Here is a 20,563-nt window from a genome sequence, read left to right as displayed (position 1 = left end):
GTTGCCTCCTTTCATTGCTTTAGGCAGTTCATGCCTTGATTTGGCTTTTTGTTTACAGCAGGCCTATCAAAGGATTGGCAAACAACAATATCAATGCAATAATTAGCCCATAAATCCCCGTAGTCTCTGCTACAGCCGCTCCCAGCAACATCGTTCTTACAATATCTCCTTGAGCTTCCGGTTGACGTCCAACCCCTTCTGCCCCTTTACCAGCTGCATAGCCTTGCCCGATTCCGGGTCCAATTCCTGCAATCATAGCCAATCCTGCTCCAATAGCGGAAGCAGCTAAAATTAATGCTTTTCCTGTGATTGGTTCCATATGATGTTTCCTCCTTTATCATTCAATATAATGGTATTGCCTGGTCTTACCCATCTTCTTTTTGTTATGCTTAACTCATTGCTTACTTTTGTACTATTTTTCTTTCTTTCTAACTCTTAACTGCATTTCACTTGCTTCTCAACTGCTTTTCCATCTCTTAACTCTTAACTGCATTTCACTTGTTTCTCAACTGCTTTTCCATCTCTTAACTCTTAACTGCATTTCACTTGCTTCTCAACTGCTTTTCCATCTCTTATCTCTTAACTGCATTTCACTTGTTTCTCAACTGCTTTTCCATCTCTTAACTCTTAACTGCATTTCACTTGCTTCTCAACTGCTTTTAAAGCAATCTGATCAGTGGATTGGCAAACAGTAACACCAAGGCCACAATTAATGCATAAATCCCTGTGGTTTGAGCCACTGCTTGACCTAAAAACATCGTTCGTACAATTGGTCCTTGCAGGCTCGGTCTCTTTCCTACCATTTCGGTTCCTTTGCCTGCCGCATAACCCTGACCAATTCCAGGTCCAATCCCAGCGATCATGGCTAAGCCTGCACCAAGGGCCGATGCCGCTACTACAATTACTCCTGTAGTCATACCAATCAACGGATTGGCATACAACATAATCAATGCTACCACCAAGGCCAAAATACCGGAGGTCTCAGCAACAGCCGCTCCCAAAAGCATAATCATAGTAGACTGCTTCCCACTTTTAGGGTTGATGCTGACGGCTTCAGCGCCTTTGCCTGCCGCAAAACCCTGCCCGATTCCCGGTCCAATTCCGGCAATCATGGCAAATCCGACGCCAATGGCTGAGGCTGCCAAAATAATGGCTCGGGCGTCAATTGAATGTTCCATTGAAATTCCTCCTTCTTTACAAAATTCTTGAAACATAAGCGTTGTTTATTCCATTGCCAGTGCGACGAAAACCATGGTCAGCATGGCAAAGATAAAGCTTTGAAGCACCCCTGCAAAAATATCAAAATACGCATGGAGGACTACAGGAATCCCTCCTTGGAATATTGGTAATGCGGCTAATCCTAAGGATTCACTTAAGGCAATCAGCCCACTGTAGGTCAGTGCAATAACAATAACACCACCTACAATGTTCCCAAAAAGACGGAAGGACAGGGAAATAGGCGTCGCCAGATCCCCCATAATGTTGAGGGGAACCATAAAAACAAAAGGTTCTGCGTACCCTTTCATGTAAGTCCATGCTCCTTTTTTCCAAATTCCGGAACCATGAATTAAGAAAAAAGTCATCACGGCCATCCCCATAGTGGTATTCAGATCTGCCGTAGGTGGTCTGAGCCCTAAGAGTCCCAGTAAATTCATAAAGAGCAATAACAGAAAAAGGGTATTCATGTACGGTGCAAAGGCTTTTTTGTCTTCGCCCATGGTCTGAATGGTCAGCTTGTTCAGAGCCTCTACAACAATTTCTGTCACGTTCTGTCTTCCTTTTGGTACGCTTTCGAATTTTTTGGTTCCTAGAATTGAAAGGACCACCAGAACAATCATAATTAACCAGGTGTTGACGACGGTTTCTGTTACAGGAATTCCATCCAGAAAGGGCAATTCAAAAATCACCCGTGGGCCAAAGGCAATTGGCTGCATTTATTTTTCCTCCTTTCCTGAAAATATATTCTTGAAATATGTGGCGTCATTGAAAAGATTCTGCTTTAAAATTACTGCCTTGATCATCAGCAGACCAATGACGGTTCCAAGTGGATTTATATCTGAAGATTTAAGCGAAACAACGATAACCGCTGCCGTTAGAAAATAACGGATCATATAGCGTGACGTTGTATATTTTTGTGCTTTTCCTGGTGCCATGGTGACGGCACGATTGATGGTCAGGTATAAAAGCCTGAAGTTTAGAAGAGAAACCACGGTTCCAAATACAAGCCCCATCCATAGGGGTAGCACGGGACGAATAAAAATACTTCCAATCAATCCGACAGTCATATTGATGGCTAAGACCTGCCGCTGGATTTCCTTTTGGGTACGCTCTACATCTGTCATCCGGCTTCACCTTCTTCTTCGGGGTGGTAAATTGCGGGTCGTAATGGCATAAACATTTCGAAATCCAACGATTATCCCTACAAAGATCAAGAGAAACAATAAGATGGGTTCTGTACCAAATCGTTGATCCATCCAACGCCCCCCATATACTCCAGCAAGGATGGGAACCATCATGGCAATGCCTATGTAACTTACCAAGGCTAAGTTTTCTAACGCGCTTCCAGTTCTTCTCATTATACAAATCCGCCTTTATTATATCATAAATTATAGCCATGGGGCATAGGAGTTGTTATTTTTTTATCAATTTTCACTGAACCCTGATTTTTCTAATATCCTTCACTAATGGGACTCTGATTACTCTTCTGATAATTCCCTTATTAAAGCCTGCACAATCTTTTGAGAGGCAGTCCCATCGCCATATGGATTTACGGCGTTGGCCATGGCTTTCCACGCAGTTTCAGAGTCCAAAAGCTGAGCTGTATCCCGAATAATATCTTCCCTTCGAACCCCTGTCACACGAACTGTCCCCGCCTCTACGGCTTCTGGGCGTTCTGTCTCTGTCCGCAATACCAGAATAGGTACCCCTAAGGCTGGTGCTTCTTCCTGAATACCACCGGAATCCGTGAGAATCAATCGAGCTTTAGCCAGCAAATTTGCAAAAGGCGCATAATCCAAGGGTTCTATTAGAAAAATATTATCTTCCTTGCCCATAATGGTTGTCGCCATCTCTCGAATCGCTGGATTCATGTGTACTGGATAAACAAACCGATGGTTTGAATAACTTCTGGCGATTTCTTTAACTCCATGGAAAATCTGTTCCATGGGTTTTCCCCAGTTTTCTCGACGATGGCAGGTCATCACCACAAGAGGGTTCTGTTCTGCCTCTCGTACTAGATCATTGAGAAGCGGCTCTTCAAAAACATATTCTGGATCTACCACCCTTAACAAGGCATCAATAACCGTGTTGCCGGTTACATGAATCTTTTGCTCTGGAATGCCTTCCTTAATCAAATAGTCCCGATTTTTTTCCGTAGGCGCAAAATGTATATTGGCGATGTCGGCGGTCAACCTCCGGTTCATCTCTTCCGGGTACGGGGAATATGGATTCCCCGTCCTTAAACCGGCCTCTACATGGCCTACGGGTATTTTTTCATAAAAAGCTGCCAAGGACGCTACAAAGGTAGTCGTTGTATCTCCATGTACTAATACATAATCCGGCTTTGTTTTTTGCAAGATTTCTTGCAGTCCCTTTAGGACTCTGACAGTGATGTCTGTAATAGTTTGTCCATGTTCCATAATATCCAGGTCTTCATCCGGCGTTATTTGAAAGAGTTCTAGAACAGCATCCAACATTTCTCTATGTTGGGCTGTGACGCAAACCATTGAATGGACTTGCTTTTCCGCTTCCAGGGCTTTCACCAAGGGAGCCATTTTAACAGCTTCCGGTCTTGTTCCAAAAATACTCATTATTTTGATTTTCTTTTTATTCATGGAAATTTCCTTTCGTCTCTGTTTTCTGTCAATTCCATCTATGGAAAGAATAGTGTTTTGATCTACCACACTACTTTAACCGTTTTTAAAGAAAAAATCAAGATAAATCCATGGGACTCCACCCCCTTCTTCTTCAGAAAGAATCCATTATCACTAAATCTCCTACTTCTAGCCCAGAGATTATTTCTATTCGTCCTTGCCCCTCCAGTCCTGTCTCTATTGCTCTCTCCTTGACTTTCCCTTCCTTCCATATCCGTACATAGGGTTTTTCATCTTTCCAGAATATCGAAGGCTCCGGAATTGCCATTGCTTCTTCTTGGACTTGTTTTATAATCTCCACGTCCACTTCATAGCCTGGTTTCCAAGATTCTACTTGTCCTTTTAGGACAATCTCCACCTTGACTCGTCTCTGTTCTACTCCCAGTTCCGAAAGAATGGGGACGGCTAAGGGATCAATCTTTCGAAGGGTCCCATACACCGGCTCTATGCCTAAATCTCGATGAATAATCCTCACCGGCATCCCCAGCTCTATTCCTTGCATTTCCCTGGTCAAAAGCTCTGCTGTTACATATAAATTCCTAAGATCTCCCACTTCATAGAGTGCTTGACCTGGTTGTATATAGTCTCCCTCTTCCACAAGCTTTCTTAGAACAGTGCCTGCCACAGGAGCTTGGACATAGTACCCATCCCATCGGTTCTCTAGCTGATTTTTCTCCCGTTCCAACTGTCGAATCCTTGCCAGATAACTTTCCTGTGCCGATGGCGATGTTTCTTCTTCTGCAATTTTTAATGCTAATTCAGCTTGCCGGACCGCATTCTCAAGACGGGCCACTTCCAACTCCACAGCCTTTAATTGCTGAAGTGTCTCTGCACCTGCCTGATACAAGGTTTGGATACGCTCTAGCTGATCCCTTTCTTCTTCCAGTTGTTTTTCTGCTAATTCCAAAACTTTTTGTTCAACTTCTTCTGCCCTTGCCCCACGGTCTAAAAACTGCTGATATTCGTTTCTAAGGGCTGAAATTTCATCGGATCGTTGTTGAATAGAAGTCCGCCAATCATCGCTGTCAATTTCTACCAAAACAGTTCCTTTTTCGACCAAATCCCCAGTTTCAACGACCATTTTTCTTATTTCTCCACCACGTTTCGCAACTACCTTCCTTCGATTTTCCGCATTAATTTCGCCTATTTCCTCTACTAAGCTTTCTACTCTTTCCCGCTGAACTTCTTCCGTCCATGGCTCCAGCTCTGGCTGACTCAACCAAAAATAGACTGCCGTTGCCAATAGGATTAGTAATGCTCCCATTATATAAGGTGCTGTTTTTCTTTTTTTCATCCCTGCTCCTCCTGCCCTTATCCCACATTCATTTCTTCCAACCAGCCACCAAACCGACAACCCCATCACCTTGCACGTTTCCATTTTCCACTTTCCACTTTCCACTTTCCACTTTCTACTTTCTACTTCTATTACCAGTTTTGCCCTAAAGCCCCTAGTTTTAACAATGGGGATATAAGGCAAGGTCTTGATCATTAGTTTTGAAAACCCTATATTGCTCTCATAGTCAAGCATAAGACTCTAAAACGCTAAAGCTGAATATAGGTGGTTGTTGGGAGTAGCCATTCTCAACGTAAAATATTCAATGCTAGACGTTAGTCAGCCGTCAATAAACAGACTGTGATAGGTGGTAACAGTCTATCAGCCTAGGGTATTATAGGTACTGTTCTAGGAGGGCAATGGCATCCCCCAAGCTTGAGGTCATACTCACCTACTAGAAATAGACTGGTGTTTCATCACTCAAGAATCCCCCTACTTTAGTGGTGGGGAGAATGTCAAGTTACTCTGTTTTTCAAGGCTTCTATAAAACTCACGTTTCTTATTTTTACAAAAGTAGCCAATTGGGCTATGACCACAAAAAAGACCACCGCTATTACGGTTTGTATGATCACTCCTCCCCCTACTTCCACTGGCATATAATAAACCTCTGTGGCCATGCTTTCCATCATGGCTTTCACCAGTATTCTGCCAAAAGGAATTCCTAGTAGAATGCCTAGACTGGTCACCAGTGCGTTTTCACGGCTTATCATTCGGAAAATCTCACGACGGTGAAAGCCCAATACTCGTAAAGAGGAAAACTCCATTATCCGTTCATTGATGCTGATCAAGGTAATATTATAAACAATGGCAAAACCAATAATACCGCCTAGGATCACCAGAATCCCTATGGTCACAACAATCATCTCAGAGAATTCTTCAAACATTTCCTTCATCTGACCCACAGACTGAACCTGCCGAACCAAATCAGCCTTTTCCAGAGTAGCTGCTATATCCTCTTCTGATGTTAAGGATACGCCTGTGATATGATGTGGCAATGCGATCTGTTCTTCCATGGTCTTGAGGGTCATATAGCCATTAAACCCAAGATATTGCAGAACAGGCTCCCCTACTTCAATCCAAAAATCATCTCGTTCCGGCAAAAAATTCCGCACTAATACCTGATGGCCTTGTTGAATGTTCATGGTCTTTTTCAAGCCTTCTGTGATATAGAGCAGGCCGTCTTTCATTTCCAAAGCTTCCCCAGGTTGGCTCTCTAAATGATACATCTGACTTTCTCTAGGAACTCCAATAATGCTAAGGGACTTTCGTTCTCGGTGGTGACGTATTTCTACGGGCATTTCAAGCCGTGGTTCTATCTTATCCACTTTGGCCATCTGCTGTATTTCTCTCAAAGCACCATAACTCTTCATCCCATCAAAATCTACGTTATAATCCATGGCATAGATTTGCCCATATTGCTGTTCAAACAAGGTTTGCCATACGCCACCCATATTAATGGCCACCATGGTCACCCCAAAGGTCAGGGTAATTCCCAAGGCCAAGGTGATATATCGCCGTTTATTCCGAAATAAGTTTCGTAGAACCATTTTCCAGCTAAAGGCAATCCGATTCCACACAAAAGCTACTCTTTCTATCCAAAGCCGGTGTCCATCCACCGGTGGCTCTGGCCTCATGGAATCCGCAGGATGAATTTTCAAGGTTTTTCTTGCTCCTACCACTCCTGCTACAGTACAAAAACCCATAGTCGCCGCCAAGGCCATGACATAGGATTCTGGTAATATTCGCATTTCCAGGACTGGAATATTCATAAATTGAATATAGAGCCCAATAAAAATTGCCGAAACCCAAGTCCCACTGATAATTCCCAAAACCCCTCCAGCCAGCCCTAATAAAAGAGAGAACTGGACGTAGTGCATCAATATTTGTATATGAGAATATCCTAAAGCTTTAAGAATACCAATTCCCATTCGATCGTTTTTCACGGTTCTTGATAAAACAATATAGATGATCAATGCAGCGACAGACATAAATAGAATTGGCAATACCCTAGACATCCCTCGAACTTGATTGAGTTCTTCTTCCATCATGCTGTAACTCAACATATCTTCTTGTTGGAGGACTCTACGAAGGCCGTATCGATCCCATTCATCCTCCAGCCGATCTGCCATTACTTTTGGATCTACCCCTGGTTTTAGCGTAATCAAGACCTCATTATAGCTGTCCCTATAACCAGTTAATCCAGCCAGCAGTTCTTCCGAAACAAACAAAACCCCATACCCAGTGGGATCTGGAAGTAAATTTTGTTCGTCCTCCATTAAGTAAACAAACTCTGGCTGTCCAGCGATCCCTAAGACTTCTAAGGGGACTTCCCGTCCATTGATATACGGTGTCATTCGATCCCCTATTTCAATTGACCTTCCAACGGCAAACTGTTCTAATACAGTGACGTAGTTGGTTTCTCGTCGCACCATGCTACCAGCAATGGGATACAAGGCATTGAGGCTTCTATCTTTGTCTGGCACAGAAACCAGCTTCACCCGCACTCGCTCCTTTGGATCCTCCACCACCAAAGGCACTTCCTTCGTAATCCTTCCTTGTGCCCTATCAATCTCCGGCCATCTCTCCACCTCATAAATGGCAGAAGACGGAATACGGATTACCTCCACTTGAACATCCGCCAGATTGGTTTCCTCATAATAGCGATTCATGGAGTTTTCCAAATTCACCGCTGTCATATGAGTGGAGATCAAGGACATTAGTGCCAGAGCTATGACCACCACAATGGAAATAACCTGACCTTTCATACTCACCATCATTCGAAACAATCGACGTGTTAGAGGACTCATTACCATTCAATCCTTTCAGGATCTATCGGATTTTTATTGATGGTCCTATCTGTGATTTCTCCACTTCGCATCCGTAGGACACGATCCCCCATTGCGCCCACTGGCATATTATGGGTAATAATCACTACGGTTTTCTCATAGCTTCGATTCACTTCTTTTAGCAATTTTAAGATTCTAACACCTGTTTCAAAGTCTAAGGCTCCTGTCGGTTCATCACAAAGCAACAACAATGGATTTTTCGCCACGGCTCTGGCAATGGCCACCCGCTGTTGTTCTCCTCCGCTAAGTTGAGAAGGAAAGTGACTGGTTCTTTCTGCCAGCCCAACTTTTTCCATGACTTCATCCAAATCCAGGGATGTGTCACAGATTTCTGTTGCCAATTCAACATTTTCTCTAGCGGTTAAATTCGCCATTAAATTGTAAAACTGAAACACAAATCCCACCTTGTTTCTTCGATATTGGGTTAACTGTCTATCCCTAAAGCTGGTGATATCCTGTCCTTGGACTAAAATTTTACCTGAGGAAGGACTATCCATCCCCCCTAAAATATTGAGCAATGTACTTTTTCCAGAACCACTAGGACCCAGAATCACCACAAATTCACCTTTTAAAATTTCAAAGCTAGTCTGTTTTAGCGCCTGTACTTCCACTTCTCCCATATCGTAAACCTTACTAAGGTTCTCTGCCCTTATTAAGACATCTGCTGTTTCTCCCAATCCTTTCACCTTCCTTCCGTCGACATCAATCCCCGCTTAATAAACTCTGTTAGTTGGTGATTAAAGTGGAGCATTGTTTCCTCCTCATACTGATGCATCGATTGGACCATCCCAGCGCTGATAATATCCAACAGCATCACCATAAACCCTTGGTCTACCTTTCGTATTTCTCCTTTCTTTGCTCCTTCTTCCAAAATATTCCACAAGGTTTTTAAGGTTGTTTCTTTCTTAAATGACCCAATGCGTTCCAGCAAGTATGGCGATTCGTACAAATCTTTATAGAGAGCTGCTGAGAAATCCTCAGAAATTCGCTGCCCTTCGGCAAAATAGATCTCCAATTTCTCAAAGGTATCCTTGGCGTTATTTAACAACATGTCTACTTCCTGATTAAAGCGACCAATCATATCCACCATAATCTTTTCTACCAAATCCTCCTTGGAATCAAAGTGATTATAAATGGTCATTTTACTTATTCCAGCTGCAGCGGCTATTGCTTCCATGGTGACATTTTTAAATCCTTGGGTAACAAACAGGGTTTCCGCCTGCTCCATTAGCCGTTGGTATTTAATCTCTGCCTGAGTTGCCATCAATATACCCTCCATTCTTCCTTTTTCTCTTTTTCCCCTTAGTAGTGGTTTTCGCCTAAGATTTTATACTATTTCATCTTTTTACTTTTTTACTTTTATAGTCCATTTTAATTATCTATGAATCCCTCTCTTCTGTCAAGAAAAAACATACGAAAGACGCTATTGACAGAAAAACCCCTGAAGCACTTTGCTTCAGGGGTTTTTCATCTATGGACATTCTCTTAGACTATTTTATTTTAGGGTCTCCCAATAACTTGTTTAGGATGTTTTCCTCAAAAGGCCTATTCGAACCAAAGCAGTCATTACCACCGCCACCACCATGAATAATACAATGATGGAAGGAATCCTGTCCGCATCAGAAATAAAGATGGCTCCCAGACCAAGAAATAGGCTCATCCCATAGAGGATCCATACGGTTTGACGATGGGAATATCCCTGCTCTAACAATCGATGATGTAGATGGCCTTTATCCGCTTCCATAATAGGTCGTTTGTTTAACAATCGACGTATTATGGCACACGTAGTATCCACAATAGGCACTCCAAGAGCCATCACTGGAATGGCTACGGCAATGGTAGTAGCACTTTTTAGAACGCCTTCAATGGAAATTACCGCCAGTACAAAACCTATAAAGAGAGACCCGGTATCTCCCATAAAAATCCGAGCTGGATGACTGTTATAGGGTAGAAAACCCATAGAAGACCCAGCTAGGATCAATAACATCATGGTCACTTCCGGCATTCCGTTTAAGTAAGCTACTGCTGCCAAGGATAAGGAGGCAATGGTAGCAACCCCTGCCGCCAAGCCGTCTAATCCATCGATGAGATTAACGGTATTGGTAATGCCAACAATCCAGAATAAAGTGATAGGAACGCTTAACCAACCCAGTGCTAAAATATTCTTAGCTGGCGAAAGAAAGTTAGTGATAAACTCAATGCGTATGCCGCTATAAATCACAATCATCGCCGCCAAAATTTGTCCTGCCAGTTTCACCTTGGCGGAAAGGCTTCGAGAATCATCAATGACACCTAGAACCATCATTAAGGTGGCTCCCACCAAAAGTGCGGCTAATTCTCGATCCAAATTCAATAGCAATAAAGAACTAAGGGTAAAGCCTGCATAAATAGCTAAACCACCCAATCTTGGAATGGGGTCTTTATGAACGCGCCGATTGTCTTTTGGGATATCGATGGCCCCCAACTTGTGGGAAATCTTTAGGGCTCTAGGGGTTGTTAAATAAGAAATTGCTCCAGATACAATCAGAGCCAGTATCATTCGCTGAATCACGCTTTATTCACTCCCAAGAATCTGCCGGATTCCACCATTTCATCTTAATCCCAGCATCTTCTAACATTTTTTTTGATAATTCATCCGGATAATCACCACTAAATACCACGGCTTTCACTCCAGCGTTAATCATCATTTTAGCACAAATCACACAAGGATGGTGGGTGATATACATAGTACTTTCTCTGACGGAGACTCCATACTGGGCTGCCTGTATAATGGCATTTTGTTCTGCATGAAGGCCTCGACAAATTTCGTGTCTTTCTCCAGAGGGAATATTTCTTTCTTGACGAAGACATCCGGTCTCATGACAGTGGGAAAGACCTGCCGGCGCTCCATTGTAGCCACTGGTTAAAATCTGATGATTCTTCACCAAAACCGCCCCCACTTGTCTCCGAAGACAGGTAGATCGCTTTTTTGCCACCATTGCCATTTCCATAAAGTAACTGTCCCAATCTGGTCTCATGCAATCCCCCCTTCCCTCTCCCGCCATGGGCGAAGGGTCTTTTAACTCTTTAGGGTCTTCCGTCGGTTTTGATCTATTTAGTTCCAAAAAGCCGATCCCCTGCGTCTCCTAAGCCTGGTACCACATAGGCTTTTTCATTGAGCTTTTCGTCCATTCCAGCAATATAAATGTCCACATCCGGATGGGCCTCTTGAACGGTTTTTACACCTTCTGGTGCTGCAATGAGAGACACTAACCGTATATTGACACCCCCTCGATCTTTGATAAACTGAATCGCTGCATTAGCAGATCCTCCGGTTGCCAACATGGGATCTAGTAAAAACAATTCTCTTTCTTCCACGTCCGAAGGAAGCTTGCAATAGTATTCTACTGGCTGAAGCGTTTCCGGATCTCGATATAGGCCAATATGGCCTACTTTGGCAGCTGGCACCAATTGTAGTACCCCATCTACCATGCCAAGACCAGCACGAAGAATGGGAATAATCCCAAGTTTTTTTCCCGATAAGGCTTTTGCTTTTGTTTTACACATAGGCGTTTCAATTTCTACTTCCACCAAATTAAGGCTTCGTGTCATTTCATAAGCCATCAACATGGTTATTTCTTTGGTTAAGTCCCGAAAATCTTTAGATCCTGTGTTTTTGTCTCGAAGCATTGTTAATTTGTGTTGTATTAACGGATGATCCATCACTGCTACTTTCCCCATATCCCTTCCTCCTCATTCTTCCTAATCCCTGTTTTCCATCTCGGTTATTTTATCAATTCTTCGCTGATGTCGTCCAGCCTCAAATTCTGTTCCCAACCAAATATCAACAATTTCCAACGCCAGTTCCGGTCCCAAAACACGACCGCCCAAGGCTAGGATATTGCTATTATTATGCTGTCTAGTAGCTCTGGCAGAAAAACAATCCGACACCAACGCACAACGAATGCCTTTCACTTTATTGGCTGCAATGCTCATTCCAATGCCTGTGCCGCAAACTAAAATACCTAAATCATATTCCTTGGCCGCCACAGCTTCGGAAACTTGCTTTGCGTAATCTGGATAATCCGTGGAAGTCTCGTCTTTTGTTCCAAAGTCTGTCACCATTATTTCTTTTTTCGCCAAGTTTTCGCAAATTAACTTTTTTAAAGCATAGCCTCCGTGATCGCTTCCAATGGCAATTTTCATCCTTATGCCTCCTCTGTTTCCTCTTTCCATTTTTCTATCATCTGAAGAATGAATCCTTCTAATTCCTTTGCCGTTTTCTGATATATTTCTTGGCCTTGGCCAAAAGGATCCGGAATATCTTTTTCATTTTCCAAACCTAAATACTCCGGTAGCGTAAAGACTTTTCCTTCCATCCGAGGTTCCATCAGCAATACGGATTCTTTATGGTTTCCTGTCATACCCAATACCACATCGGCTTTTGCAAGATCCTTAGAAGTCAGCCGACGGCTTTTATGACCCATTAAATCAATGCCTTTTTTCTTCATAACTTGAAGGGATGCATAAGCTGCCCTATCACTTTCAGAAGCAAAAATACCGGCTGAACTGGCTTTTATTTTGTCCTTCAGTTGATGGTTTTGTTGAATATAATGATTAGTCAACGCTTCCGCCATAGGGCTTCTACACGTATTCCCAGTACAGATAAAGAGTATTCGTTTCATCCTATCCCCTCCTTCCTGAAAATCATCCCGCTCTCCCCACCTACCCTTGGGATCCAGATGCTTTTAGCAAACGATTCATAATGGCATGTCCCAGAGATTTTTCCGAGATTGCCTCTGCTAGAATCACCGTTGCATCCGTATCATCAAAGGATCGAAGTGCATCGAACAATCTTGCTGCCATGGTTTCTGGTTTTTCCCGACTACCCATCAATACAATTCGAATGCCTTCAGGCGTTACTCGCTGTATCTCAGGGTCTCCATCTTTCCACAACAAAGGCCATGCTTTTCTTAGGGTCTCTTCTGTGCAGAGGATGCCTACGCGTTTTCCATCTGCCTGAAACAGCTTGGCTCGACCTTTGATAACTTCCTCTATACCCTCTTCAGACGATTCCACAAGCAATACCGGAGCCTCTGGTGCATAGTGAGCATACTTCATCCCTGGGGAAAGGGGGGCTGTTGTTTGGGCGCTTTCTAGGATCGTCTTGGATATGGTCCTTTGCTTTTTTTCTGGCAAATTCACCGCTGCCCACACTTGTTCTTGGGTGATTCCACCTGGTCTCAGGATCACCGGATGCTCTCCCGTAGCATCCACCACAGTAGACTCCAAACCCACCATGGCCATGCCGCCGTCTATGATGCCATCCACTCGACCATCCAAATCTTTGATCACATGACTCCCCCGGGTAGGGCTTGGTTTCCCTGATAAATTGGCACTAGGCGCCGCCACCGGCACCCCTGCCAAGGCAATAAGACGCCGGGCTATGGGATGGGATGGAATTCGAACCGCCACCGTATCCAAACCTGCCGTCACAGAGGCGGGGATCACGGACTTTTTTTTGAGAATCATCGTCAAAGGTCCTGGCCAAAAAGCCTTGGCTAATTTTGCAGCTAGGGGGGTTATTTCCTCCACCAGTGATTCCAGATCTTTCTCATAGGCCACATGAACAATGAGAGGGTTGTCTGAAGGGCGTCCCTTTGCTTTGAAAATAGCCTTCACTCCTTGAGGGTCCAGGGCATTCGCCCCTAATCCGTATACGGTTTCTGTTGGGAAGGCTACGGTTTTTCCTTGTTTTAGCATCTTCGCAAAGGGTTTTAATGTTTCTTCTTGAAAGGCATCCTTATCTAGGGATGCAATGAGTGTATTTTTCATTTTTTCTCCTTGGGGCAGCAAAAAAGAGCAGAGATTTGAATCCGCTCCTTTACGCCATTTCTTTCATTTGTTCCGCTTGATCTTCTGTGATTAAGGCATGGATCATTTGAGTAATATCTCCCTGCATAAAAGAATCCAACTGATAAAGGGTCATATTAATGCGATGATCCGTCACACGGCCTTGGGGATAGTTGTAGGTACGAATACGTTCGCTTCGATCTCCAGAACCCACCTGACTACGCCGATTTTCCGCAATGGACTGTTCCTGTTCCTGGGCCACTTTATCGTAAAGACGAGCTTTCAATATTTTCATGGCTTTCTCTTTGTTTTTCAGCTGAGACTTTCCATCTTGACAACTGGCTGTCACACCAGTCTCCAAATGTGTCACTCGAACGGCAGAATCCGTTGTATTAACACTTTGTCCACCATGGCCCGAAGCCCGAAAAACATCTACCCTTACATCATTGGGACTAAGATCAAATTCCACATCATCTACTTCTGGTAGTACGGCCACAGTCGCCGCCGATGTATGAATTCGCCCGCTAGACTCGGTTGCTGGTATCCGCTGTACTCGATGTGTGCCGCTTTCAAATTTCATCAAGGAATAAGCTCCTTTTCCTTTGATCATAAAAACAACTTCCTTGTATCCATTTACGCCGCTTTCACTGGCACTAACCATTTCCACCTTCCAGCCTTGATCTTCTGCAAATCGGCAATACATCCGGAAAAGATCCGCTGCAAAAATAGCCGCTTCATCGCCACCTGTTCCAGCACGAACTTCTACAATTACATTTTTATCGTCATTGGGATCTTTAGGCAATAGCATTACCCTTATTGCTTCCCGCAGGGTAGCTTCTTTTTCTTCTAGCTCGTCTAATTCTCCACGAGCCATTTCTTTCAGTTCCTCATCGCTGCTTTTATCATAAAGAATCGACTTGGTTTCTTCCAAGCCCTGAAGCACTTCCTTATATTCCCTAGAAACCATCACGATCTCTTCTAATTCTGCATGTTCTTTTATTAGCTTTCTCCATAAATCCTGCTGATTGATGACTTCTGGATCACTTAATTTCTTCCCTAAATCTTCGTACTTATCTTCCATGAACGAGAGCTTATCTAACATTTTTTCATCACCTTTTCCTTCAATCCGTTCATTACGGAATCCCTATTTCCTATTGAGACACAGCGTATTACCCATCGAGTCATTATATCAAATCAATCTTCAGATTTCCAGTTCTTTTTGAAGCCTATGACCACCCGATTTAATCCAGCCAAATCTTGTAGAATACGGAGCCCCACCAATCCAGAGGCTTCCATCAGGGTTTTTAGAGCCTCGCCCTGCTGCCATCCCATTTCAAAAGCTACCAACGCCCCAGGTTTCAACAGAGGTATCCCCTTTTGCAAAATCCTTCGATAAGGATCTAATCCGTCTTCCCCTCCCTCCAATGCCATCTTAGGTTCGTACTCTCTAACCGACACTGGTAGGCTTTTCATTTCTTGTTCCGTTATATAAGGCGGATTGGAAATCAACGCATCCAACCCTGCTATTTTATGAGCGATGGGCTCCAGTAAATCTCCCTCCAAAAAAGTGATTCGGTGAGATACATTATTTCGCTGTGCATTATTCCTTGCTATTTCCAATGCTTTTGCCGATATATCCGTGGCCAACACCTGGATTTCAGGGGCATAATAAGCAAGACTCACAGCAATAGCCCCGCTGCCTGTTCCAATGTCCGCCATCAGAAGCTTCTCCCCTTTTCGCCATTCCTCCACCCACCGAAGCAGGAATTCCACTAAGGTTTCTGTGTCTGGTCTGGGAATTAACACCGCCGGAGAAACTCCAAAGGGTAAACCCATAAATTCTTTTTCTTCCGTCAAGTAGGCGACAGGACAATGTTGCTGACGCCTGTCGATTAGTTGTTTATATCTTTCTCCCTCTTCCAGTTCCACTGGTTTTTCTGGATACATATGAAGTTGTATGGCTTGTATCTCAAGGATGTAGGCTAATAAAATCTCTGCGTCTAGTCTTGGAGTTTCTATGGCCGATGCCGCCAATTGTTTGGTGGCCCATTGAATCCATTGATTCCGTGTCACTTTTTAATGCACCTCGCTCCCTAACCCTCTCCTGTCTAGGGAGAGGGGATCTATTAAAGCCCACTCTTATGAATTGCCTGTAAGATTCCTTCTGACAAGGTTGGATGGATGACCAAATGCTTTTCCAAGTCCTGAATCTTCATTTTTTGTTGAATGATCATTCCCAAAAATCCTACCTGCTCCCCAATATCCAGACCCGTCATCCAGACTCCAAGCAACCGATGGTCTTCTCCTACCAATACTTTAACATGCCCTTCTACCCATGGCTGAACGGCCCCTCGCCAGGTATCCTTCCAAAGCACCATGGCTTTTCGGTAGGGAATTCCTTCTGATTTCAAGTCTATTTCTTGTTTTCCAGCACCTGCATTTTCCGGTATGGTAAACATAGCTCGAGGCAGGGCGTCGTATTCCCAGGGAATTTCCGTTCCCCTAGCCAAATGTCGCCCCAAGAACACGCCTTGCTGCCAAGCCGTATGGGCCATTTCCATTCTCCCATTGATATCGCCAATGGCATAAATACTCCTGACGGAGGTCTGACAATTGTTGTTGACCCTTAACCGCTCCTCCTCTATTTCCAAAGAAAGGCCTTCTATACCCTTAGGAAAATTGGCTTTCCGAGACATAGCCACCAGGGCTTTTTCTCCTCTAAATTCTTCCCCGGTGTCGGTGCCAATAACCACAACATCCTCCTGGATATCCGCCCTCACCACCCGACATCCACTCCGGAGATGCACCCCATTCTTCTTCAGCCGACAGAGCAAAGGGTCCCTCAAATCTTTATCCATCCCCGCTAAAAATCCTGGCATCATTTCCAATACCGTGACACGACTGCCAAGTTCTGAAAATAACGAAGCATATTCTAACCCTTCCACCTCGCCACCAAGGACCAATAGAGTTTCTGGGACTTTTTCCATGGCAGCCACTTCCCTATGGGTAATCATCTTATCTCCATCTGGTTTCAAGGCATCAGGGTGTCCTGGACGTGTCCCTGTAGCCACAACGATTTTATCCGCTACAAGACGCTTTTCCCCTTCCTTCTGTTCCAATACATAGGTGTATTCATCTACAAAATGTCCTTCTCCAAAAAAACATTGAACCCCTTTGGCTTTCAACTCTTTTTCCATTCGCTTGCTGTTTTCTTCTATGTATTTTCTGCATTCTCCAAACAGTTCATGGCCATGAAAATCCCTTTTCATTCCAGCTCTTTCTGCTTTAATCCATGTTTTCACTTGATCCAACAGGAATTTCACCGGCAGACATCCGGTCCGAAGACCAGTTCCTCCAAGTGCTCCATCCTTTTCCACCATCACCGTATTTAATCCATGGTTGGCACACTCTAAGGCACAGGCATAACCTGCAGTACCACCACCCAAAATAATCACATCTGCTTTTATTTCGATCATCCTTTTCCCTCCTATGGATTCTTTTTTATTCCTTTATGTTAGGAAATAACTCCTAGGTTTTACTGCTTTTATCGCTTTGTAAAATTATACCACAAAAAATCAAACGAGCCTCTGCACTTTTTAAGTGAGAAGCTCGTTATCCATAATAGATTCGGAAGTAGCTATGCCATTCTCTTTCATGCTTTGGTGGTGGACTCTGCTCTGATTTCATAGACCAACGCCTTTCAACAGATATTTGGAATCCTTCTTCCATAAAGGTCTTTCTGATTTCTTGCTTTTCCTTGGACTCGGACTTAGGTCTCGAGGCTTTATACCGCTTTGTTGTCTGATGGATTCATCAGAACAATTTTAGGTGTCTTCTGCGAATGGCAGGAAGCTACCGAAATCTATTGTATTACTATCATACCACCCAATGCTTTTCTTAAACATTTTTTTGAATTTTTTTCAAACTATCTCAAAACCTTTTAACCTTTTTTAACGCATCCTATTTCCTTATCCATAAAAGAAAAGCCGACTGAAAGTTCCAGTCGGCTTCGATGTTGTTTATACACCGTATTTCTTTTTGAATTTTTCCACACGTCCACCTTTTTCCATGGTTTTTTGTTTACCTGTGTAAAAAGGATGGCAATCTGAACAAATTTCAACACGAATTTCATCTTTGGTTGAACTAGTTGTAAAATCATTTCCGCAGGCGCAATGCACACTTACTTCTTTGTATTCTGGATGAATTCCCTTTTTCATATCTTTCACCTCTTTCCTAATGGTACTTTGAAAGCCCCGCCAATTCAGGGCGAATTGGTTTGAAAAGAACGCTACCATTATAACAGCTTCTTACCAGCCATGTCAATAAATTCCTGATTGTTTCGACTGTCTGTCATCAGCTTAATAACAGTTTCTGTCACTTCTTGAGTAGAGCTACTGCTAAGGGCTCTTCGAATACGCCAAATGGTCTCTAACTCTGGTTGGCTTAGCAGTAATTCTTCTCTTCTTGTACCAGATCGATTAATATCCACAGCTGGGAAAATTCGTTTTTCCGAAAGTTTCCGATCCAGATGAAGTTCCATATTTCCAGTTCCTTTGAACTCTTCATAGATCACATCATCCATCCGACTTCCTGTATCCACAAGGGCTGTCGCCATAATAGTAAGACTTCCTGCTTCTTCCAATTTTCGCGCTGCACCAAAAAACTTTTTAGGCGGATGCAGTGCCGCAGGGTCCAACCCACCAGAAAGAGTTCTGCCAGAGGCTGGCACCGTCAAGTTGTAGGCTCTAGCTAAACGAGTCAGGCTATCCAACAAGACCAATACGTCTTTTCCATGTTCCACCAATCGTTGAGCTCTGGCCAGCACCATTTCTGCCACTTTAATATGGTGGCTTGGCATTTCATCAAAAGTAGAGTAGATAACTTCCCCTTTGATGGATCGCTTCATATCTGTCACTTCTTCCGGCCGTTCATCTATCAGCAAAACAATAATATCCACTTCTGGGTTATTGATGGCTACGCTATTAGCAATTTTTTGAAGTAAAATGGTTTTACCTGCTTTGGGGGGAGAAACAATTAGGCCACGTTGACCTTTTCCGACAGGCGCCATAAGGTCTATGAGGCGGGTAGATAAGTCACGGTTTTGTATCTCAAGGTTTAACCTTTCTTGGGGATATATGGGAGTTAATTCTTCAAAGGAGGGACGTTTTCTGGCGGCGTCTGGATCAAATCCATTGATTTTTCGCACATATAGCAAGGCTTTATACTTTTCTCCTGATTTGGGTGGACGCGTCACCCCCGTCACCAAATCTCCGGTTTTCATGTTAAAGCGACGAATTTGAGAGGGAGACATGTAAATATCTGCATCTCCAGAAAGATAGTTGTCACTTCGTAAAAATCCGTACCCATCTTGCATGATTTCTAAAATGCCTTGGGCTTGATTCGCCTCTTCCCCATCTGGAATCTCTTCCGAAAGATGTTGAGGTAAATCAGATTGTTCTGTTTTCACCGCTATTTCTTTATCCGGCGTTGTTGCTTTATCCGGTGTTGTTTCTTTATCCGGTGTTGTTTCCTGGTGGATATTCATAAGGATATCCACCAATTCTTGTTTTCGGTAACGAGCTAAGTTTTTTACTCCCATGGTTTTTGCGATCATGCGCAAATCCTGGAGCTTCTTGTCTTCAAGTCCCTTTCGGTCCAAGCCGACACCTCCTAAAACGCATATAGCGGCTTTTTATTAAAGTTATGCACAGCTTCAACAAAACGGATGGTGCCGCTTTCAGATCGCATAACCACAGAATGGGTTTTTCCCATTCCGTTTCCAGTAAAGTTTACCCCTTTTAATAGGGCTCCATTAGAAATACCTGTTGCTGCAAAATAAGCTTCAGGCCCCTTCACCAAATCATCCAGGGTTAATATTTTCGTCACATCTATTCCCATCTTTTGACAACGAAGCCCTTCTTCTTCTTCAAAAGGAACCAATTGCCCCTGAAAATTGCCACCCATACACTTGATCGCCGCCGCTGCAATAACCCCTTCCGGAGCACCGCCAATGCCCAGCAGCATATCCACACCGGTTTCTTCTACACAGGTGGCTAAGGCAGCATCTACATCGCCATTTTCAAAAAGTTTAATGCGAGCTCCCGCACGACGACACTCCTCAATAATTCCCGCGTGTCGATCACGATGTAAAATCGCCACCGTCAGGTCTTGAATGCTCTTTCCCAAAGCACCCGCCGTTGCCTTTAGATTGTCTTCTACAGGAGCGTTCAAATGAATATAGGGGGCGGCTTTGGGACCCACGGCAATTTTGTCCATATACATATCTGGGGCATGGAGCATCGTACCTCTAGGCGCCATAGCAATAACCGCAATGGCATTGGGCATCCCATTGGCTACACTTTCTGTTCCTTCTACTGGGTCCACGGCAATATCTACCTTTGGTGCATTGGGACCCCCTTTTCCTACTTCTTCACCGATGTAAAGCATCGGGGCTTCATCCATCTCCCCTTCCCCAATCACTACCACACCTTGGATATCCACGGTGTCGAACATGCGCCGCATTCCATCAACGCCGGCTTGATCTGCTGCATTCTTATCACCACGTCCCATAAACTTAGCCGCTCTAATGGCCGCAGTTTCTGTTACTCGTACCAAATCTAAGGCCAGATTTCGATCCATATGGTCACACCTCCTGTATCCTAGTACCTTAAGAGCAATGA

Annotated in this window: 22 protein-coding genes; all 22 read right to left on the bottom strand. The window is 43.8% G+C overall.

The genetic code is table 11. The features are described 5' to 3' along the window. Positions 1 to 52: 52 nt before the first annotated feature. The 22 genes from atpE (ACZ47N_RS08275) to glpX all read right to left on the bottom strand — a co-directional run bounded on the left by atpE (ACZ47N_RS08275) (position 53) and on the right by glpX (position 20,522). Positions 53 to 319: an ATP synthase F0 subunit C gene (gene atpE / locus ACZ47N_RS08275; protein WP_464886086.1), complete on the bottom strand. Its 267-nt coding sequence runs from the start codon at positions 317 to 319 to the stop codon at positions 53 to 55. A 340-nt stretch (positions 320 to 659) separates the two neighbouring features. Further along, entirely contained in the window at positions 660 to 1,178 is a 519-nt protein-coding gene (gene atpE, locus ACZ47N_RS08270; RefSeq protein ID WP_464886085.1) for an ATP synthase F0 subunit C, read from the bottom strand. 45 nt (positions 1,179 to 1,223) lie between these two features. After that, the gene (atpB, locus tag ACZ47N_RS08265) at positions 1,224 to 1,934 is read right to left on the bottom strand and encodes a F0F1 ATP synthase subunit A (protein ID WP_464886084.1); all 711 of its coding nucleotides are present in this window, start codon (positions 1,932 to 1,934) and stop codon (positions 1,224 to 1,226) included. Beyond that, positions 1,935 to 2,342: an ATP synthase subunit I gene (locus ACZ47N_RS08260; protein WP_464886083.1), complete on the bottom strand. Its 408-nt coding sequence runs from the start codon at positions 2,340 to 2,342 to the stop codon at positions 1,935 to 1,937. Between the two features lie 6 nt (positions 2,343 to 2,348). Then, a complete protein-coding gene (locus ACZ47N_RS08255; protein ID WP_464886082.1) occupies positions 2,349 to 2,576 on the bottom strand; it encodes an AtpZ/AtpI family protein in 228 nt (75 codons plus the stop codon). A 120-nt stretch (positions 2,577 to 2,696) separates the two neighbouring features. Then, entirely contained in the window at positions 2,697 to 3,833 is a 1,137-nt protein-coding gene (wecB, locus tag ACZ47N_RS08250; RefSeq protein WP_464886081.1) for a non-hydrolyzing UDP-N-acetylglucosamine 2-epimerase, read from the bottom strand. A 133-nt stretch (positions 3,834 to 3,966) separates the two neighbouring features. Further along, entirely contained in the window at positions 3,967 to 5,166 is a 1,200-nt protein-coding gene (locus ACZ47N_RS08245) for an efflux RND transporter periplasmic adaptor subunit (RefSeq protein ID WP_464886080.1), read from the bottom strand. Positions 5,167 to 5,660: 494 nt separating this feature from the next. Beyond that, on the bottom strand, positions 5,661 to 8,012 hold the full coding sequence (locus tag ACZ47N_RS08240) for an ABC transporter permease (protein WP_464886079.1): 2,352 nt from the start codon (positions 8,010 to 8,012) through the stop codon (positions 5,661 to 5,663). Further along, positions 8,012 to 8,671, bottom strand: coding sequence for an ABC transporter ATP-binding protein (locus ACZ47N_RS08235; RefSeq protein WP_464888423.1), 660 nt, complete (start codon positions 8,669 to 8,671; stop codon positions 8,012 to 8,014). Before ACZ47N_RS08235 ends, ACZ47N_RS08240 begins: the two co-directional genes overlap by 1 nt. Positions 8,672 to 8,733: 62 nt before the next feature. Further along, the gene (locus tag ACZ47N_RS08230; protein WP_464886078.1) at positions 8,734 to 9,315 is read right to left on the bottom strand and encodes a TetR/AcrR family transcriptional regulator; all 582 of its coding nucleotides are present in this window, start codon (positions 9,313 to 9,315) and stop codon (positions 8,734 to 8,736) included. A gap of 258 nt (positions 9,316 to 9,573) precedes the next feature. Further along, positions 9,574 to 10,602: an MraY family glycosyltransferase gene (locus ACZ47N_RS08225; protein WP_464886077.1), complete on the bottom strand. Its 1,029-nt coding sequence runs from the start codon at positions 10,600 to 10,602 to the stop codon at positions 9,574 to 9,576. Positions 10,603 to 10,609: 7 nt separating this feature from the next. Continuing rightward, entirely contained in the window at positions 10,610 to 11,155 is a 546-nt protein-coding gene (locus ACZ47N_RS08220) for a deoxycytidylate deaminase (RefSeq protein ID WP_464886076.1), read from the bottom strand. Further along, entirely contained in the window at positions 11,142 to 11,771 is a 630-nt protein-coding gene (gene upp / locus ACZ47N_RS08215) for a uracil phosphoribosyltransferase (RefSeq protein ID WP_464886075.1), read from the bottom strand. Before upp ends, ACZ47N_RS08220 begins: the two co-directional genes overlap by 14 nt. Before the next feature lie 21 nt (positions 11,772 to 11,792). After that, complete coding sequence (gene rpiB, locus ACZ47N_RS08210) at positions 11,793 to 12,236, bottom strand: ribose 5-phosphate isomerase B (RefSeq protein ID WP_464886074.1); 444 nt, start codon at positions 12,234 to 12,236, stop codon at positions 11,793 to 11,795. A 2-nt stretch (positions 12,237 to 12,238) separates the two neighbouring features. Continuing rightward, positions 12,239 to 12,715, bottom strand: a complete 477-nt coding sequence (locus ACZ47N_RS08205) for a low molecular weight protein arginine phosphatase (protein WP_464886073.1) — start codon at positions 12,713 to 12,715, stop codon at positions 12,239 to 12,241. Positions 12,716 to 12,755: 40 nt separating this feature from the next. Further along, positions 12,756 to 13,865: an L-threonylcarbamoyladenylate synthase gene (locus ACZ47N_RS08200; RefSeq protein ID WP_464886072.1), complete on the bottom strand. Its 1,110-nt coding sequence runs from the start codon at positions 13,863 to 13,865 to the stop codon at positions 12,756 to 12,758. A 49-nt stretch (positions 13,866 to 13,914) separates the two neighbouring features. Further along, positions 13,915 to 14,985 carry a peptide chain release factor 1 gene (prfA, locus tag ACZ47N_RS08195; protein WP_464886071.1) on the bottom strand — a complete coding sequence of 357 codons (1,071 nt, stop codon included), beginning with the start codon at positions 14,983 to 14,985 and terminating at the stop codon, positions 13,915 to 13,917. A gap of 92 nt (positions 14,986 to 15,077) precedes the next feature. Continuing rightward, positions 15,078 to 15,956, bottom strand: a complete 879-nt coding sequence (gene prmC, locus ACZ47N_RS08190) for a peptide chain release factor N(5)-glutamine methyltransferase (protein WP_464886070.1) — start codon at positions 15,954 to 15,956, stop codon at positions 15,078 to 15,080. 53 nt (positions 15,957 to 16,009) lie between these two features. Further along, positions 16,010 to 17,359, bottom strand: coding sequence for a dihydrolipoyl dehydrogenase family protein (locus ACZ47N_RS08185; protein ID WP_464886069.1), 1,350 nt, complete (start codon positions 17,357 to 17,359; stop codon positions 16,010 to 16,012). 543 nt (positions 17,360 to 17,902) lie between these two features. After that, positions 17,903 to 18,100, bottom strand: coding sequence for a 50S ribosomal protein L31 (gene rpmE, locus ACZ47N_RS08180; protein WP_464886068.1), 198 nt, complete (start codon positions 18,098 to 18,100; stop codon positions 17,903 to 17,905). Between the two features lie 77 nt (positions 18,101 to 18,177). Continuing rightward, on the bottom strand, positions 18,178 to 19,497 hold the full coding sequence (rho, locus tag ACZ47N_RS08175; RefSeq protein WP_464888422.1) for a transcription termination factor Rho: 1,320 nt from the start codon (positions 19,495 to 19,497) through the stop codon (positions 18,178 to 18,180). A gap of 56 nt (positions 19,498 to 19,553) precedes the next feature. Continuing rightward, positions 19,554 to 20,522 carry a class II fructose-bisphosphatase gene (gene glpX, locus ACZ47N_RS08170; RefSeq protein WP_464886067.1) on the bottom strand — a complete coding sequence of 323 codons (969 nt, stop codon included), beginning with the start codon at positions 20,520 to 20,522 and terminating at the stop codon, positions 19,554 to 19,556. Positions 20,523 to 20,563 lie beyond the last annotated feature (41 nt).

It is taken from the genome of Tindallia texcoconensis (assembly GCF_055383815.1).
This window is presented reverse-complemented; position numbering and strand designations above follow the sequence as displayed.

What these genes read in the sequence shown, in the direction of transcription:
- atpE (WP_464886086.1), bottom strand. Translation starts at nt 319, where the DNA reads ATGGAACCAATCACAGGAAAAGCATTAATTTTAGCTGCTTCCGCTATT.
- atpE (WP_464886085.1), bottom strand. Translation starts at nt 1,178, where the DNA reads ATGGAACATTCAATTGACGCCCGAGCCATTATTTTGGCAGCCTCAGCC.
- atpB (WP_464886084.1), bottom strand. Translation starts at nt 1,934, where the DNA reads ATGCAGCCAATTGCCTTTGGCCCACGGGTGATTTTTGAATTGCCCTTT.
- ACZ47N_RS08260 (WP_464886083.1), bottom strand. Translation starts at nt 2,342, where the DNA reads ATGACAGATGTAGAGCGTACCCAAAAGGAAATCCAGCGGCAGGTCTTA.
- ACZ47N_RS08255 (WP_464886082.1), bottom strand. Translation starts at nt 2,576, where the DNA reads ATGAGAAGAACTGGAAGCGCGTTAGAAAACTTAGCCTTGGTAAGTTAC.
- wecB (WP_464886081.1), bottom strand. Translation starts at nt 3,833, where the DNA reads ATGAATAAAAAGAAAATCAAAATAATGAGTATTTTTGGAACAAGACCG.
- ACZ47N_RS08245 (WP_464886080.1), bottom strand. Translation starts at nt 5,166, where the DNA reads ATGAAAAAAAGAAAAACAGCACCTTATATAATGGGAGCATTACTAATC.
- ACZ47N_RS08240 (WP_464886079.1), bottom strand. Translation starts at nt 8,012, where the DNA reads ATGAGTCCTCTAACACGTCGATTGTTTCGAATGATGGTGAGTATGAAA.
- ACZ47N_RS08235 (WP_464888423.1), bottom strand. Translation starts at nt 8,671, where the DNA reads ATGGGAGAAGTGGAAGTACAGGCGCTAAAACAGACTAGCTTTGAAATT.
- ACZ47N_RS08230 (WP_464886078.1), bottom strand. Translation starts at nt 9,315, where the DNA reads ATGGCAACTCAGGCAGAGATTAAATACCAACGGCTAATGGAGCAGGCG.
- upp (WP_464886075.1), bottom strand. Translation starts at nt 11,771, where the DNA reads ATGGGGAAAGTAGCAGTGATGGATCATCCGTTAATACAACACAAATTA.
- rpiB (WP_464886074.1), bottom strand. Translation starts at nt 12,236, where the DNA reads ATGAAAATTGCCATTGGAAGCGATCACGGAGGCTATGCTTTAAAAAAG.
- ACZ47N_RS08205 (WP_464886073.1), bottom strand. Translation starts at nt 12,715, where the DNA reads ATGAAACGAATACTCTTTATCTGTACTGGGAATACGTGTAGAAGCCCT.
- ACZ47N_RS08200 (WP_464886072.1), bottom strand. Translation starts at nt 13,865, where the DNA reads ATGAAAAATACACTCATTGCATCCCTAGATAAGGATGCCTTTCAAGAA.
- prfA (WP_464886071.1), bottom strand. Translation starts at nt 14,985, where the DNA reads ATGTTAGATAAGCTCTCGTTCATGGAAGATAAGTACGAAGATTTAGGG.
- ACZ47N_RS08185 (WP_464886069.1), bottom strand. Translation starts at nt 17,359, where the DNA reads ATGATCGAAATAAAAGCAGATGTGATTATTTTGGGTGGTGGTACTGCA.
- rpmE (WP_464886068.1), bottom strand. Translation starts at nt 18,100, where the DNA reads ATGAAAAAGGGAATTCATCCAGAATACAAAGAAGTAAGTGTGCATTGC.
- rho (WP_464888422.1), bottom strand. Translation starts at nt 19,497, where the DNA reads ATGATCGCAAAAACCATGGGAGTAAAAAACTTAGCTCGTTACCGAAAA.
- glpX (WP_464886067.1), bottom strand. Translation starts at nt 20,522, where the DNA reads ATGGATCGAAATCTGGCCTTAGATTTGGTACGAGTAACAGAAACTGCG.